Genomic DNA, 17,362 nt, shown 5'->3' with positions numbered 1-17,362 from the left:
GCGCAGGTGCGGTTCAGGAACGCACTTGCGGCGCGGCGGGGTTCGTGAAGTTGACCTGCGGCACCTGGCGCGACTGTTCGTCGGCGGCGAAGTACTGCGCGGGCACGAAGTGGAACATGCCGGCGATGATGTTGGTGGGCACCTGCATGATGCGGTTGTTGTACTTGAGCACCACATCGTTGTAGAACTGGCGCGCGTAGGCGATCTTGTCCTCGATCTGGCGCAGCTGGTCCTGCAGGTCCATGAAGTTCTGGTTCGCCTTGAGGTCCGGGTACGCCTCGGCCGTGGCGCGCAGGTTGACCATCGCGTTGCTCAGCTGCTGTTCGGCGGCGGCGCGCTGTTCGAGCGTCGCGTTCGGGTTGCTCGCCGCGGCCATCGCGCCGGCGCGCGCCTGCGTGACCTGCGTGAAGACGGCCGACTCGTGCCCTGCGTAGCCCTTGACGGTCTCCACGAGGTTCGGGATCAGGTCGGCGCGCTGCTTGAGCAGTACGTCGATCTGTGACCAGCCGTTGCCCACGCGGTTGCGCATGCCGACGAGGCTGTTGTAGATGCCGATGATCCACACACCGATCACCACGATGAGCGCGATGATGATGAGGGCGATGATCCAACCACTCATGATTCTTGTATCTCCTTGCCAACTGATTGCCGGCCACTGCGGTGCCGTGCCGATACTGGGGCTTCATTGTCTCATAACGCCGCCGGGGTATTGACAACGTTGTCCAGCTCGTGGGCAACGCCTCTTCCGCGCGCGGCGCCGGATTGCTTTGCGAAGATACGCAAAAGGCCCTGCGCCACAATCATGGCACAGGGCCCCAGCATGGCCGCTCATTGCAACCCATGCCCTGTCAGCAGACAGGTGCATGGGCTACGCGAGATCAGTCCTCGAACGGGTCGAAGTCGCGGCGCACGCGGCGGCGCGGACGCTCGTGACGCTCCTCGCGGCCGGCACGGTACTCGTCGTAGTTTTCGTCGGCGGCGTAACGCGGGTTGCGGTCGTCATCGCGGCGCGAACGGCGGCGCGAACGGTCATCGCGGTCCTCATGGTGGCGGCGCGGGCGATCGTCGTAGTCGCGGTCGTCATCGCGGCGCGAACGGCGGCGCGGGCGGTCATCGTAGTCGTCGTCATAATCGTGGCGGCGGCGCGGACGGTCATCGTAGTCGCGGTCGCGGCGCGGGCGGCGCTCGGAACGGCGGTCGTCGCGGCGCGGGCGGTCATCACGGTCGCGGCGCGGCGCCGAGGACTCCTGGTTCTCAAAGCCCGGGATCGCGAGCGAGATCTTGCCGCGGTCGTCCACACCCTGCACCACGACCTCAACAGTGTCGCCTTCCTTGAGCACGTCCTCGACGGCGTCGATGCGCTCGCCGTCGGCGAGGTTACGGATCTGCGAGATGTGCAGCAGGCCGTCGATGCCCGGGGTCAGGTTGACGAACGCGCCGAAGCTCGTGGTCTTCACGACCTTGCCCGTGTACGTCTCGCCGGCTTCCGGCACATGCGGGTTGGCGATCTGGTCGATGATCTCCTTCGCCTTCGCGGCGGCCTCGCCACCTTCGGAGGCGATGTAGACCGTGCCGTCGTCCTCGATCGTGATCTCGGCGCCGGTGTCCTCCTGGATCTGGTTGATCATCTTGCCCTTCGGACCGATGACCTCGCCGATCTTGTCGACCGGGATCGTGATCGTGACGATGCGCGGCGCGGTCGGACTCATCTCGGCCGGGCCGTCGATGCACTCGTTGATCACTTCGAGAATCGTGGTGCGGGCCTCATGCGCCTGCTTGAGCGCGGCGGCGAGCACGTCGGCCGGAATGCCGTCGAGCTTCGTGTCGAGCTGCAGTGCGGTGATGAAGTCGGCGGTGCCGGCGACCTTGAAATCCATGTCGCCGAACGCGTCTTCGGCGCCCAGGATGTCGGTGAGCGTCTTGTAGACGTGTTCGCCGTCCACATCGCCCGAGACCAAGCCCATCGCGATGCCCGCGACCGGGGCCTTGAGCGGCACGCCGGCCGCCAGCAGCGACAGCGTGGAGGCGCACACGGAACCCATCGACGTGGAGCCGTTCGAACCGATGGCCTCGGAGACCTGACGGATCGCGTACGGGAACTCCTCGCGGCCCGGCAGCACCGGCACAATCGCCTTTTCGGCGAGCGCGCCATGGCCGATCTCGCGGCGCTTCGGCGTGCCGATGCGGCCGGTCTCACCGGTCGAATACGGCGGCATCTCGTAATTGTGCATGTAGCGCTTGGTCTGCGGACCGCTCAGCGCGTCGATCTGCTGCTCCATCTTGAGCATGTTGAGCGTCGTGACGCCAAGGATCTGCGTTTCGCCACGCTGGAACAGCGCGGAGCCGTGCACGCGCGGCACAATGTCCACTTCGGCGGACAGCGTGCGGATGTCGCGCAGGCCACGGCCGTCGATGCGGTAGTCCTGGGTCAGGATGCGGCGGCGCACGATCTGGCGCTGCAATTCCTTGAACGCGTTGCCCAGTTCCTTGTCTTTCTCCGCCTCGTCCATATCGGTGAACTCGACGGACAGCGTCTCGCGCACGCGCTCCTTGATCTCGTGGATGCGCTCCTGGCGCGGCAGCTTCTCGGCGATCGACAGCGCCTCGTCGAGGTCGGCGTGCGCGATCTCGTCGATGCGGTTGTACAGGTCGTCGGTGTATTCGGGGAACAGCGGGAAGTCGCGCGTCTCCTTGGCGGCGATCTTCTTGAGTTCGTTCTGCGCGTCGCACAGCACCTTGATGAACGGCTTGGCAGCCTCAAGGCCACCAGCCACAACCTCTTCGTCCGGCTTGGCCTGGCCCTCGTCATAGATGAGCGACCACGCGTTCTTGCCGGCGCCCGCCTCGATCATCGCAATCGCGACGTCGCCATTCTCAATCACGCGGCCCGCGACCACGATCTCGAAGACGGCGCGCTCACGCTCGCTCCAGCGCGGGAACGCGACCCACTGGCCGTCGATGAGAGCCAGGCGCACGCCGCCGACGGGGCCAGAGAACGGCAGGCCGGAGATGAGCGTCGACGCGGACGCCGCGTTCAGCGCGATCATGTCGTACGAATCGTCGGGATTGACGGCGAGCACCGTCTCCACAACCTGCACCTCATTGCGCAGGGTGTGCGGGAAGAGCGGGCGCAGCGGGCGGTCGATGATGCGGCACGCGAGAATGGCCTCCGTGCTCGGGCGGCCTTCGCGGCGGAAGAACGAGCCCGGGATCTTGCCCGCGGCGTACATCTTCTCTTCCACGTCGACGGTCAGCGGGAAGAAATCGTAATTCTCCTTCGGGCTGCTGCCGGCGGTCGTGGTCGACAGCACCATGGAGTCGTCGTCGAGATAGGCGGCCACCGCACCATCAGCCTGCTGTGCGAGGCGGCCCGTCTCAAAGCGCAGCGTGCGCTTGCCATATGAACCATTGTCGATGACTGCTTCCACAGCCTTGATTTCGGGACCCTCCATAGGGTTCCTCCTTTTGTTTTGTTCTGTTTCCTACAAACATCCTCGTCAGGCCCGCGGCTCGTGCGCCGCAAGACCGTGATTATGTCGCGCGCAGTCCGCGCGCTGTGGCAGGCGGTCAGCCCGACCGCTTGCCGCGTGATTCCACCAGTGCCTCATTGTAATACCAGCCATGGTGCGAGGGGCGGGGCCACGGCCCACTTCGCTCACGGCGGCAGCAAAAAGCCCGAGCCGGCTGTGCCGGGCTCGGGCTCAAGAACGACTTATCGACGCAGACCCAGGCGCTCGATCAGGTCACGGTAACGGTTGATGTCAACGCCCTTGAGGTAATCAAGCAGACGACGACGGTCACCGACCATGAGCAGCAGACCACGACGCGAGTGGTGATCGTGCTTGTGCTCCTTGAGGTGCTCGGTCAGGTCCGCGATGCGCTTGGTGAGCAGCGCGACCTGAACCTCCGGGGAGCCGGTGTCGCCCTCATGGGTAGCGTACTTAGCGATGATGTCCTGCTTTTCTTCAGCCGTCAATGCCACGGCATCCTCCTTATTGCACTGCGCGGTGCCGCCGGCATTGTGCCGGAGCGCTCTCTATCCGCGGGCGAAAACACGCCAAAGAGACAGTGTACCCACTCCCTGCGACCGTCCACCATGTGGCCTTTTTGTTCACCGAGCGGCGAGCCGCCCATGCGCCCCGCATGGACGCAACAGAAGCGCCCATACAATGTGCGCAACCATCCAACCGAACCATCAAGGAGGAACACCATGGGCACTGTTACGAAAATCGGCATCGTCGGCATGGGGCATGTGGGGGCGCACGTGGCGAACAGCCTCGTGCTGCAGGGCATTGGCGACGAACTGTATATGACGGAGCAGTGCTCGGGAGACGAGGACCACAGCGCCAAGCTCGCCGCCGAAGTGCAGGATCTGGGCGATTCGCTCGCCTTCTGCCCGCACAACGTGGCGCTCGTCAACTGCGGCGACGACTATGCGCGGCTCGCCGAATGCGACGTCATCGTCAACGCCGCAGGCAAGGTCAGCCTCGCGAGCAAGGACCGCGATGGCGAACTGTTCTACACCACGGAAACCGCGAAGACGTTCATCAAGCCGATCGCCGACGCGGGGTTCGACGGCGTGTGGATCACCATCTCGAACCCGTGCGACGTCGTCGCCACCGAGATCTGGAAACTCTCCGGCATGGACCCGAACCGCATCATCGGCACCGGCACGGCGCTCGATTCCAGCCGCCTCAAATATGCGCTCTCGCGCGCCACCGGCTACGACCAGCATTCGATCTGCGCCTACATGCTCGGCGAGCACGGCAGCAGCATGTTCGCCGCATGGAGCGCCGTCAACTTCGGCGGCAAGCCGCTCGCGCAGCTCAGGGAGGAACAGCCGGAGCGCTTCGGATTCGACGAGGCACAGGTCGAGCAGGAGGCGCGGCATGGCGGATATGTGACCTACGCCGGCAAACAGTGCACCGAGTTCGCGGTGGCCGACGCCGCCGTGCGCCTTGTGCGCGCCGTCGTGTCGAACGAACATTACATCACGCCGTGTTCGACGCTCATGACCGGCGACTACGGCGAAAGCGGCTTCTTCACGTCGCTGCCGTGCGTCATCGGCGCAAACGGCGTCGAGGAAGTGCTGCACTTCGACCTCAGCGACGCCGAACTGCGCGAATTCCAGTCGAGCTGCGCGCATGTGAAGGAAAATCTGCGCCGCATCAGGCTGTTGTGAGCGGTCGTGCTTATACGACCGTGAGCAGACCGCCGAACATCACGATGAGCAGCGCGATCGTCTCGAAGACGAGCAGCAGGATCAGCGACGTCCACACATGCGTGAGCACGTTGAGCGGCGAGTCTTTTTTGATCGCGACGAGCAGGCCCACCCACACCACGGCGAACACGGCGAGCGCCAAGCCGGCGGCGATGATGCCCAGATCGGCGGCGTTCGCCACACGCGCGGCGCTGCCGTAGATCACGTAGGTGGAATGCCAGAAGTCGAAGCGGAGCATCGCCACGCCGCCGATGAACTGCTCGACGCACAGCAGCACCACGAACAGCGTGAACCACAGCGCCTTGATCCGGTCGATGATGAGCATGACGACCGACAGCACGGCGAACACCGTGACCGACCAAGAGACGAGTGCGATCGCGCGCGGATCGATGGCGCCGAAGCGTTCGACGACCCACGCGGTGTGCTGCGAGCCAACCGTGCGGCCGGCCCAGTACGGCAGGATCAACGCGGCGAGCACGAGCACGATGTAGCACAGCGTGCGCAACGGGTGCGCGCGTTTGCGCTCGATGTCGGCGAGCGAGATGTCCGATTCGGGAATCGTGGCGTCCGGGTGCTTCGACACCACGTTGAGCTCCACATCCGCGCCGCTGGTGGGGTGTGCGGCGGCGGGGCGCGGCTCGTTGCGCACCGTCGTCTCCTCGTCGAGCATGCGTAGGGGGGCTGCGGTCTGGTCGTCGCCGGTGTGCTGCCGCGAGTGGTGCGCGTCTGTGGTGTGCGGGTCCGTGCGCATTCGTCAACCGCCTTCCTGTGGCTCGCCGTGTGCTGTGCGTGCGCGTCTGTGTACGACTGTGTGCGCGGGGCGGCGCGCTATGCCCAAGGTGGCGGCGTGCCGGCCCATGTTCTAGCCGCAACTCTAGCGCAACCCTGGTGCACAGGCGCCGATTCAGCTGCCGGAGGCCGTGTGCGGGGTGGAGTGGGTACAAGGTTCCCTGTGTCCCGTAGCGCCCCATGCAGGCCGCCTCATGCCCCACTGCGCCAACCCCTTCGCTCTGTAGTGCCCCTTCACACCCCACCCCCTTTGTTCGCGTGCGAATTGTACGCAGTTTCCAGCAGCTGCGTATAATTCGCACGGAAACAGGCCCCGTTGCGCAAGGATTGTACGCAGTCGTCCTCCTGCCGCGTACAATTCGTACGCTCAGCAGCCGTTTTGCGCAAGGATTGTACGCAGCACCCCATTTTTTGCGTACAATTCGTGCGCAGCCGCTGGCGCCGCAGCTGGCCGCACCCATCCATAGTTGCTTACACCCCACCAAACACATCCCCGGCGGCCCTGCGCGTCTGCCCCCTTAGCCACCAATAGCCCAGCCACCGGCCACTGGCACCCTATGTCTACTAGCTAGTCACCAACAGCCAAATCAACCGAGGTACGCAGCACCGTGTGTCTACCCTCTAGCCACCAACAGCTATGCCGGATACACCCAGCGGTACTGCACATCTATCCCCTAGTCACATACAGCCAAACCGGTCGAGGCATACCGCACTTCCCGTCTACTCACCAGCCACCAACAGCCAAATCAGCTGGGGTACGCAGCACTCCATGGCTACCTACTTCATGCGATCTGCGCTGCCGGGCGACGAACCTCTGAGCGCCCCTGACGAAAGTCATATCCGGGGCCGCTGAGCATGACAACCGTCTGTAACTGTCCGAAATCACGGGGCGGCATTGATTTTTGAGACAGACACGCCTCACAACTGTCCGAAAAAACGGAAGGGCATTGATATTTCAGACAGATACACCTAATAACCGTCCAAAACCACTCGTGATAGCCACCGATGCGCGTCAACGGTCATCCACTGCCCACACAGCACCGGCTAAGTCGCAATCAACACAAAACGACCTATTATGCCTATATTCCCCGGTTATACCGTTCCAGCATAAGCAAAAACGGCTGAAATCGTTGGAAATCAGCCGTTTTAGCGGAGCGGATGACGGGAATCGAACCCGCGTAATCAGTTTGGAAGACTGAGGCTCTACCATTGAGCTACATCCGCGCGCCGTCTCTCGCGAAACAACGTGTGCCATTATACACAACGCCACACCATCCGCAAATCCGGCAGATTGCATCCGACCTGCCCCGCGCACGGAAAACCGCGGCAATTGCGGTCACTGCGCGCACAGCACGACGACGGCCGACGCAATCGGCCCGTCATGCGAGATCGACACGAACCAGCGCAGATCCGCACCGTCCGGCGCGCCGACCGACGCCATCAACCGCTGATTCACCTCCCCACCGAGCACAATGTGCGGGCACCCGTTCGCCTCATTGAGCACTTCGATGCTCGCCCAAGGCGTGTTGTCGAGCGTATACGGCGCCGGTCCACTGCCGAGCGCCGCGCACCACGATTTGACGACCGACTCCTTGGCGGCCCACTTGCCCGCGAGATGCACGGCCTCGCCGTCGTTTTTCCGTCCGGCGCGCAGCTGCACCTGTCGCAGTTCGCGGGCGGAAAAAAGTCCCCTCCCCCGCGAACCCGGCATCTCAAGCTGTTCCCCGAACGCGCGCACGTCCACCACGTCGTGCCCAATGCCGAGTATTGCCATCGCGACCGCCTCCTCACACCGAATCATGCCTTGCCACCGCCAGTCTAGAAACCGGCCGCGCCAGACAGGCAATCAGCACAATCACCGCAACTGAGGGGGGGCGTGGTTCATCAAACATGAACCACGCCCCCTCAGCATATGCAGCCCCTCAGGCTGCCCGCGCTACGCGAAGTAGCCGTCGGCGCCCAGACGCGCGGCCGGGTCGAGCAGCATCCGCTTCTCCACATCGTGCGCGTTGTATCCGCGGCCATCCTCGTGGAAGCGGCGGTTGTCGATCGGCTCGTAGAGCGCGGCGCGGCCCATCATGCCCTCTTCGAAATGGCGCCGGCCCGCGGCGAGGCGCCCGTTCGCACGCTCGCGCCACCGCTCGAGCGCCTCCATGCCGGCCGTGCGCGCCACGGCCGCCTCGAACGCGCCGGGGTGCACGAGCCCCACGAACCCGCTCACGTGCCCAAATCCGAGCGACGTGGCGAGCGCGGCCTTCACCGTGCCGCGCGCGCCCAGGTTGAGCGGTTCGCGCAGCCACACCATGTGGTCGTCGCGCGCGAGCTTCGGGTCGACGCACTCGAGCGACGCGTTCGCCGGCACAACGCCCGACTTGAACAGCTGCGTGATGCCGTTCACCTGGAAGATGCACGCGCCGCCCTTGGCATGGCCGGTGAGCGACTTCTGCGAGATCACGAACAGCGGGTTGCCCTCGGAGCGCCCAATCGCATGGGCGAGCGTGTTGTGCAGCTCGGATTCGTTCGGATCGTTCGCATTGGTGGACGTGTCGTGCTTAGAGACCACGGCGATGTCGTCGGGCGTCACGCCGAGCGTCGCCAGATCGCGCACGAGCTTGGACTCGCGCCCGCCCATGCCGGCGGCGAGCGCGCCCAGTCCCGGCGCGGGGATCGACGTGTGCGCGCCGTCGGCGTACGAGTGCACGAATCCGACCACGCCGGCCACGGGCAGACCGAGTTCGAGCGCGATGCTGCCGCGCGTCAGGAGCACGGTGCCGCCGCCCTGCGATTCGATGAACCCGCCGCGCCTGCGGTCGTTGGCACGTGAGAAGAACCGCGGTTCGATGCCCTTGGCGAGCATTTCGCCCGAGTTGGCGGTGGCGTTCATGTTGCCGAACCCGATGACCGACTCCACGCCGATGTCATCGATCGCGCCGGTCACCACGAAGTCGGCTTTGCCGAGCGCGATCTTGTCGGCGCCCTCTTCGAGCGAGACGGCTGCCGTGGCGCACGCCGAGACCGGCTGCACCATGTTGCCGTAGCCGCCGATGTAGCTTTGCATCACATGCGCGGCCACGACGTTCGGCAGTGCCTCCTGCAGGATGTCGGTGGGGATCTCGTGCCCCAGGAAGCGGTTGAGGTACAGCTTGCGCATCGACGCCATGCCACCGAAACCGGTGCCCTGCGTGCTTGCGACCATCGACGGGTGCACGGACTGCAGGATCTCGCTCGGTGAGAACCCGGCCGAAAGATAGGCGTCCACGGTCGTCACGATGTTCCACAGCGCGATCGGGTCCACGTCGCCGACCATCGAGGCGGGGATGCCCCACTTCGTCGGGTCGAAGCCGTCGGGGAACTGACCGCCCACCGTGCGCGTCATCGTGGCGCGGCGCGGCACGCGGATCATCGACCCGGCGTGGCGCGTCACGGTCCATTCGCCGCTTTCGGCGTCGGCCGCGATGGACGTGTGGGCCTCGTCCATCTTCACGTATTCGTCGGCGATCGCGCGCGTGGGCACGGTAAAGCTCACGTCGCGGTCCAGGTAGACTTCGGCCTCCTCTTCGTCGGTGCCGTCGCGGTAGTCGGCGCCCATGCCCTCGGCGAACGGGCGCACGCCCGACTTCGCCACGACCTCGTCGTGGTACCGCTGCGCGATGTCTTCCTCGGGCACGAGATTGCCGTCTGCGTCATACCAGCCCGGCGTCGGTGAATCGGCCCAGCTGAGCAGGCCCATGCCCCACGCCAGTTCGAGCACGGCGCCGGCGGAGAGCTCCACCTGGCCGTCCGAATGGATGCCGAGTTCGGCTTCGGCGCGCGTGCGGCCCGAGCCCCACGGGCCGAGCTCGCCCACCGACACGATCACGATCTGGTCTTCGGGCCGCGCGGTCACGCCCTGCCATTCGGCGAGGTCGACGCGCGCCTGCCGCGGCACATGCGGGCTCGGCAGCGCCTTGATCGATGCGTGCGCCTCGGCCGCGGCGTCTTCGGCAGCCGCCTCGTCGAGCGCGGCGTCGGCCATGGCCTCGGCGCGCAGGGCGCGGATGTCGATCGGCGAGCCGCCCAATCCGCCGGTCAGGTCCACGTCGAGCGGCGCCGTACGCGCCTGCTCGCGCGCTTCGGCGGAGACGAGCTTGAGCAGCTCGGTGGCGATGTCCTCGGTGGAATACGTGGTCAGGCCGTGGCGCTCCACCACCTCGACAAGCGGGTCGTTGCCGCCCATGAGGCCGGTGCCGCGCACCCAGCCGATCTTCGGGTGGGCGAAGGTGACGCGGCCGGACCAGTCGTGCTCGGCGCGCGCACGGTTCACAATCGCGTCGAACGCGCTCTTCACCTCGCCGTACGCGCCGTCGCCGCCGAACACACCGCGGTTCGGCGAGCCCGGCAGCACCACATGCAGGCGGTGCTGCACATCGGTGTCGGCGCCGATCGCGGCGAATCCGGCGATCGCGCGCTCCACGCCCCACAGCATCAGACGCGCCTGCGATTCGAACAGCGCGCCCGAGTCCGCGAGCGAGCCGTGCACCGGCGGCGCGGCGAACGGGAAGAACAGGCTCGGCTCATACGCCGGCTTGAGCACGGTGGTGGTGGCGCCGTTCGTCTTCTTCTGCACATGGCCCACCCAGTCCACGAGCGCGTCCACATCGCGGTAGCTCGACAGGTTGGCGGGGACGAGCCACAGCTGCGCGCCGGCACGGGCGTGCGTGCGGTAGGTCTCGCGTGCCCACGCCTTGACGGACGGGCGGAAGCTGTGCGACGTGGCGATCACGATGGCGCCGCCGGCGAGCAGGCCGCTGACCACCTGCGCGGCGATCGAATTGGGTGCCACGCCTGTCACCACGGCCACATCGCCCGCGTACGGCGCGGGGTCAGCGCTCGCCGGCGCGGCCGCCGCATCGGCGATCTGCGCGTATCGACCGGCCAGATCGGCACGGCCGTCTTCGCGCGACCGCTCGGCGAACCAGCGCGCTTCGGCGGCCACGGCCTCGCCGAGCGCGGTGAAGTCGCCGTTGAGCGCAGCCGCATCGTTGTTGTAGAACGCACGGGCCAAGTCTTCGCGCGCGCTCGCCCAGCGGTCGTCGAAGAGGATCGCCTTGCGCGCGTCGAAGCGCGGCGCCACTTGTTCGGGCCAGTCGGCGCCGAGCTCGGCTTCCACCGCCGCCACGACCGCCGCATTGGCGTCGTCTTCCGGCGCGGGCTCCGGTTCGTTGAGGCCGAGCTTGCCGAGCACGAAGCGCGCGGTCTGCGCGAGCACGCCGTCGGAGCCGGTCACCTGCGCGGCGAACGCGTCGAGCGCTGCGGAATCGACGACCGCACCACCCGCGGACCCGACGGCGGACGGCTTGGACACGGCGATGCCCTGCTGCGCGGCGACGAGTTGCACGGCGGCGTCGATGAGCGCGTTTGCCTGCGCCACGTTGGTCGCGGCATCGGTGCCGAGTTCGGCCAGGTCACCGCCTCGCGCACTCGTGCCTTCGCGTGTGCCGAGCACGAGCGCGGCGACGACACGGCTCGCCCAGCCGTTGCCCAAACCCCACACGTCGCGCACGCGCGCCTCGACCTGCGCGGTCTTGACGCCGGCGGCGCCGAAGAGGCCGCGCATGCGGCCGCGCACGATGTCGGCGAGCACCGGGCCGAACGCCTTGTAATTCGGGGCGACCTTGTCGACGAGCGCGCTGAGTGCGTCGATGCTCGCTTCGGCCGCGTCGTCGACGCTCGCCACGCCCAGCTCGGAGCTGATGTCCATGAGCAGCTGGTTGCGGCGCGACGAGACGCCATTCGTCAGCGTGTCGGTCGTGTCCTGCCCGCCGATCTGCTCGGGGCGGATCTTCGCCGCGTACGCCAGCAGCGTGGCGATCGCGTCGTGCGCCTTGAACGGGATGTCCGCGACCTCGCTCCCCGCAACACCCTGTGCAGCGCCCTGCGCAGCGCCACTCTGGGTAGCGCCTTGCGCGCCCCCATCCGCGGCCGTCGTCTGTACGCTACGGGTAGTGCTTTCTGCGGCGACACGCCCGGAATCTGCGGGGTTTTGGGCACTCTGACCACTACCCGTAGCAGAAGAAGCACTACCCGTAACAGGGGTGGAGGCGGCAGACAACGCCTCGGCGACTGCGGGCTCCGGCTCAGGGGCGAGGGAATCCGTATCGGTCATGTAGATGCGGGATTCGTCGCGGCCCACGTTGTACACCGTCACCTTGCGGCGCGAGAACTCGGGCAGCTTGAGCGTCTTGGCACCCAGGTTCGCGAGCGTCGGCGCATTGCCCAGGCCCACTTCCACGTATTCCTCCACGCCGAGGCCACCCTGTTCGGCCGAGCCGAACAGCAGCGCCTGCGTTTCGATCCAGCGCACCGGCGAGGCGAACTGCCAGCTGAGCAGTTCGGTGAGCAGCAGGCGGCCGAGCTTCTGGTCATCGGCCGCGTACGCCTCCCACACTTCGCCATCGGCGAGCGCCTCGGCGATCCGCTCGGACGGCACGACCTCGAGGATCGCCGCCGCGAACTCGCGCGTCATCTCGAATGGCACGGCCACCAGGTTCGGGATGTACCGGCCTTCGAGCGCCCCGCGGTAGTCGATGTGCGCGGGCAGCAGCGCGTCGAGCTTGTCGCGGAACTCCGGCACGCCCTTGCGCAGCAGCGTGGAGTGGAACGGCACGTCGATGCCCGGCACGAACATGAACGCCTTCTTGCCACCGAACTCCGCCACGCGCCGCGCGGAGTCCTCGGCGAGCGCCTTGAGCCCGGCGATTGTGCCGGCCACTGCGTACTGCTGGCCTGCCAGATTGTAGTTGACGATCTCCAGAAACTCGCCGCTCGCCTGCGCGACCGACTCCACGTACTCGCGCACGTGCGCGTCGTCGACGCCGAACTGGTTCGGACGCAGCGCGCCCATGCGGTAGTTGGAACGGCCCTGCGCGTCGCGGTCGATGAGATGGTGCATCGTCGACCCGCGGTGGAACACGAGCTCGAGCACGGTCTCGAGCGGAATCACCCCGGCGAACGAGCTGAGCGCGTTGTATTCGCCGAGCGAATGGCCGGCGAAATACGCGGGGCTGATGTCGGCGCCGGCCTCGCGCAGGCGCGCGGTCTGCGCGAATGCGACCGTGGCGAGCGCGACCTGCGTGAACTGCGTCAGGTTGAGCAGGCCTTCGGGGTGGCGGTAGGTCACGCCGTTCGCGGTGAGCTCCTTCGGGTTGTCGCGCACCACGGCGAGGATCGAGAATCCGAGCCGCTCGCGCGTGAGCCTGTCGGCGCGCTCCCACACATCGCGCGCGGCCGCGGACTTGGCACGCTCGTCGAGCACCATGCCCTGCGCCTGGATGCCTTGGCCCGGGTAGACGAACGCGCTCGCCACGGGCCGCGTGATGGCGGTGCCGCGCGAGACGATCTGCCCGCTGCTGCGGCACGTCACTTCGAGCACGAGGCCCGCGTGCGCCACACGGCCGATGCGCTCCACCGTGATCTCCACTTCGTCGTCGAGCTGCACCATGCCGTACATGTTGTACGTCCATCCGGCGATCTCGTAGTGCGCGCCGGCGGTGTCGAGCGCCTGCACGGCGTGCTGCGCGGTGGCCGAGAGCCACATGCCATGTACGAGCGGCTGCGCGAGCCCACTGATCGCGGCGCCGCGGTGCGACGTGTGGATCGGGTTGAAGTCGCCCGACGTGCGCGCGAACGCCGTCATCTCGTGCGGCGCGCGCACGGTGACGCGGCGCAGCACGCGGCGCGGCGTTTCGCGGATGTCCTCAAGCAGGCCGCCGTAGTTCGGCGCGGGCGTGGGCAGCTCGTCGCTGTACGCGCGGCCACGGATCGCGAAGCGCTCGGTTTCGCGCGCCACGAGCGTGCCGTCGGCGAGGTGGTGCTCCACATGGATCGTCACCACGCGGCCCGACGCGGATTCCGCATACTGTTCGGCCCACCCGTACAGTGTGATCTGTTCGCCGGTGTGCTCGAGCAGTTCGTCCTCGGTGATGTCGAGTTCGATGAGGTGGTCGAGGTGCACGGCGTTGAGCAGGCCCTCGATGACCGGATAGCCATCGACCATGACCGAGCCGAGCGCCGCGTAGATCGTGGGCCATGCGGGGCCGACAAGCGCGTCGGGCGCGATGCGCGAGGGGGCCAGGTCGAGCGGCAGCGCGCCGCCGGTGGCCGCCTCATGGTCGGCGCCAAGGTTGGCGGAGAGCGTATACGTCGATTCGGCCACGCCGAACGGGAACTCCTGCGTGTCGTCGGCCGGGCGCACGTCGGGCATCGCGGTCAGCGCATCACCGGTGATCGCGGTGTTGCCGATGCCGGCGGTCGCCGCAAGCATGCGGTAGACATGTTCGGGCAGGCGCTCGCGGTCCACCACGGGAATCGTGCCGGTCGCGTCGAGCGCCACGTTGAGTGGGATCACGATATCGCGCACCGCGTGCTTGCTCAGGCCACCATCCGGATCGTTGTCCCAGAACGTGTCGAGGTGGATGTCAAGGTCGAACTGTTCCACGCCCGCGGCCTCGTCGCGGCCCACATGGCGCAGTTCGTACTGCTTGCTGCCGCGGTCGGTACCATAGGCCGGGTTGGCCGTCACGTGGCCGATCCACGAGATGTTGGCGCTCGCACGGATGAAGTCCTCGGCGCTGCGCACATCGCTGAGCGCCGCGAACACGGGCTCCGCCGCGGGCTGTGCACCGCCGGCCACGCGTGCGGTCATCGCGTCGCGGAAGCGGCCGAGGATCGCAGCGACCGGCTCATCGACGGTCGTGATGCCGGCCACCGAGATTGGGCCGGGGATGATGCGCACGGAATCGGCAGAATACCGCGGGTCCTCGGACTGCCACAGCTGGTCCTGGCCCCACCAGCGCAGCAGGTCGCCGTCGATCGCCGGCACGAACGGCATCGGCTTGGGGTATTCGCGCACGAGCGTCGTGAACCATGCCTCGTCCATCGGCGAAACCACCAGTTCGGCGATCTGCGGGTATGCGGCGAGCAATGCGTCGATCGCGGCGAACGGGTCGTCCTCCACGTCTGCGCGCGCGGCGAACATCGGCGTGAACTCGCCCTGTTCAAGGTCGATCACGCGCGCTTCGATGCGCTGCAGCAGGTGCAGGAACCGATCGGCGTACGTGCCGTCGACCCACGGGAACGCGAGTTCGGCGAAGCGGCGCGCCCAGTCGAGGTACGTCATCGTGCCCAGGTCGCCGAAGTACGGCTTGGCGGTGGCGTTGAGCGCGTCGATGATCTCGGCGCGGCGGCTCACCAGCTCGTCGGGGTGCTTCATCACACGCACGAGCAAACGCCCGCAGCGCGCCGAGGAGTTCTCCAGCTCGTAGATGTCGGCGTGCAGGTGGCTCAGGCCGGACGTGACACCGCCCACTGCCTGCCCGCTCGGCACCCACTGTTCGCCGAGCGGCGCGAACACGTCGCCGTGCTGCTCACCGACGCCAATGCCGGGCGTGTCGACGAGCATGCGCTTGACTTCGGGGCTCGTATGCGCTTCGCGCGCGGTCATGACGGCCGTGCCGACGAGCACGCCGTCGACCGGCATGTTCGGGCGGTCGTAGCGCGCCGCCCATTCACCGCTGATGTAGTCGGCGGCGCGCTCGGGCGTGCCGATGCCGCCGCCCGCCACGAGCACGAGGTTCTCATGCTCGCGGATCTGCGCGTATGTGGAGAGCAGCAGGTCGTCGAGCGACTCCCAGCTGTGGTGGCCGCCCGCGGAGCCGCCTTCGACCTGCATGAGGATCTTCGCAGGCGCCACCACGCGCGCGATCGCCGCCACCTGGCGGATCTGCTCGACCGTGCCGGGTTTGAACGCGACGAATGGGAAGCCGTCCGCGTTGAGTGCGCGCACGAGTTCCACCGCCTCGTCAAGCTCAGGGATGCCGGCGGAGACGACGACGCCGTCGATCGGCGCGCCGCTCGCGCGCTTCTTCGGCACGATGCGCTGCGCGCCGAACTGCAGATTCCACAGGTAGCGGTCCATGAACATCGCGTTGAACTCGACCGTGCGGCCCTCGTCGAGCTGCTCTTCGAGCTTGGCGATGTTGCGGTCGAACACCTCGGCCGTCACCTGACCGCCGCCCGCGAGCTCCGCCCAGTAGCCGGCGTTCGCCGCGGCAGCCACGATCTCGGGCTCCACGGTCGTTGGCGTCATGCCGGCGAGCAGCACCGGCGGCTTGCCGGTCAGGCGTGTGAACGCGGTCGAGACCTCGTCGCCGTGCGCGGTGCGCACTACGCGCGGGGCGAAGCACGACCAGTCCTGCGTGCGCGCGGGCTCGGCGCCCGGTTCGGCGAGTGCGGCGCGCGACTGCGCACCGGCCGCTTCGACGATGCCGACGCCCGTGCCCTGCGCGTTGTTCGCGAACAGCTTGGTGAGTGTGGTGCCCGGGCCCAGATCCACGACCCACAAATCGCGCGGGCTGTTTTCGGTGAGCAGATCGCGCACCTGCGCGGACCAGTCCACCTGGTTAAGCAGCACCTCGGCGGCGAGTTCGCGCGCATGGTCGGCACCGATGCCGCACGCGGCCGCCCACTGCCCCACGAGTTCCACCGCGCGCTCCATGAGCGGACTGTGGAACGGCAGCGTCACATCAAGGTATTCGAGCGTGGGGTCGAACACGCGGCCGCCGCGCACCTTGTCGGCGCGCAGCTGCGCCTGGTGCGCGTGCTCCTTGCCCACTTCCACAGCGAACGACGCGAGGTCCTGCGGGTGACCGGAGAGCACCACATGGTCCATCGCGTTGATCACGGCCACGGCGATCGGACCGCGCGCGTCGTTCACACGGGCGATGAGCTCGTCCGCCTGCCGCGGCATGATGCCCTTCACTGAAAGCATCGGTGTGGCCTCGCCGTAGCGAGGCACCATGCCGTGCGCGTGGGCCTCGCGCGTGCCGGCGGCGCCGATCAGTGCGGCGATCGCGAGGATCTCACTGATGGCATCACGCGCGGCTTCGATGGAGCCGGCGTCGATGATCGCGCGGGCCATGTGCACGCCGAGGATGCCCTGCGAGTGGCCGAGCAGCGCGCGCGGGGCGGCATGGGCCACGTCGTAGCCGAGCTGGGCGGCGTCGAGCAGCGCGCCGAGCTGCGCGAGCGCGATGCCTTCGACGCTCACGGTTGCGTCGGCCGCGGCGCCCAGATGCACGGGATTCGGCGTAAAGCCGAACAAATCGATTTCGCGGCCGGTCGTGGCCAGCAGCTCGGCGCCCACCGGCGCGAGCAGGTCGTGCGCAAGGCGCGCGTAGTTGTGCAACGCCTCGTCGAGTTGTGGGTCGGCGGCCAGCTCGGCGAGCGCGGACGTCCATGGCGTGGACTGGCCCGCGAACATCAGTGCGTGCGGCTCGCTGGCAAGGCGGCTGAGGAACGGTGTGGTGGTCATCG

General features: G+C 67.2%; 7 protein-coding genes and 1 tRNA gene. 1 reads left to right on the top strand and 7 read right to left on the bottom strand.

Going from position 1 to position 17,362, the window contains the following annotated elements; translation table 11 throughout:
- Positions 1–13: 13 nt before the first annotated feature.
- The 3 genes from BPSG_RS07300 to rpsO all read right to left on the bottom strand — a co-directional run bounded on the left by BPSG_RS07300 (position 14) and on the right by rpsO (position 3,982).
- A complete protein-coding gene (locus BPSG_RS07300) occupies positions 14–619 on the bottom strand; it encodes a LemA family protein (RefSeq protein ID WP_033502223.1) in 606 nt (201 codons plus the stop codon).
- Positions 620–878: 259 nt separating this feature from the next.
- Positions 879–3,452, bottom strand: coding sequence for a polyribonucleotide nucleotidyltransferase (locus tag BPSG_RS07295; protein WP_026643705.1), 2,574 nt, complete (start codon positions 3,450–3,452; stop codon positions 879–881).
- 260 nt (positions 3,453–3,712) lie between these two features.
- A complete protein-coding gene (gene rpsO, locus BPSG_RS07290) occupies positions 3,713–3,982 on the bottom strand; it encodes a 30S ribosomal protein S15 (RefSeq protein WP_022858378.1) in 270 nt (89 codons plus the stop codon).
- Positions 3,983–4,210: 228 nt separating this feature from the next.
- On the opposite strand from rpsO, the gene BPSG_RS07285 reads away from it, so the two are divergent.
- Positions 4,211–5,182, top strand: coding sequence for a lactate/malate family dehydrogenase (locus BPSG_RS07285; protein ID WP_026643706.1), 972 nt, complete (start codon positions 4,211–4,213; stop codon positions 5,180–5,182).
- Positions 5,183–5,192: 10 nt separating this feature from the next.
- Here BPSG_RS07285 and BPSG_RS07280 read toward each other — a convergent pair whose 3' ends face one another.
- From BPSG_RS07280 to BPSG_RS07265, 4 genes are all read right to left on the bottom strand, one after another.
- Complete coding sequence (locus BPSG_RS07280) at positions 5,193–5,891, bottom strand: hypothetical protein (protein ID WP_026643707.1); 699 nt, start codon at positions 5,889–5,891, stop codon at positions 5,193–5,195.
- 1,272 nt (positions 5,892–7,163) lie between these two features.
- A tRNA-Gly gene (locus BPSG_RS07275) sits at positions 7,164–7,234 on the bottom strand.
- A 112-nt stretch (positions 7,235–7,346) separates the two neighbouring features.
- Positions 7,347–7,784, bottom strand: coding sequence for a holo-ACP synthase (locus tag BPSG_RS07270; protein ID WP_033502222.1), 438 nt, complete (start codon positions 7,782–7,784; stop codon positions 7,347–7,349).
- Positions 7,785–7,946: 162 nt separating this feature from the next.
- Positions 7,947–17,360, bottom strand: a complete 9,414-nt coding sequence (locus BPSG_RS07265) for a type I polyketide synthase (protein WP_026643709.1) — start codon at positions 17,358–17,360, stop codon at positions 7,947–7,949.
- Between the last annotated feature and the right edge of the window lie 2 nt (positions 17,361–17,362).

Origin of the sequence: Bifidobacterium pseudolongum subsp. globosum (assembly GCF_000741295.1) — a bacterium.
In the GTDB taxonomy this organism is placed as follows: domain Bacteria; phylum Actinomycetota; class Actinomycetes; order Actinomycetales; family Bifidobacteriaceae; genus Bifidobacterium; species Bifidobacterium globosum.
The sequence above is the reverse complement of the archived record's forward strand: the minus strand, read 5'-3'. Positions and strand labels throughout refer to the sequence as shown.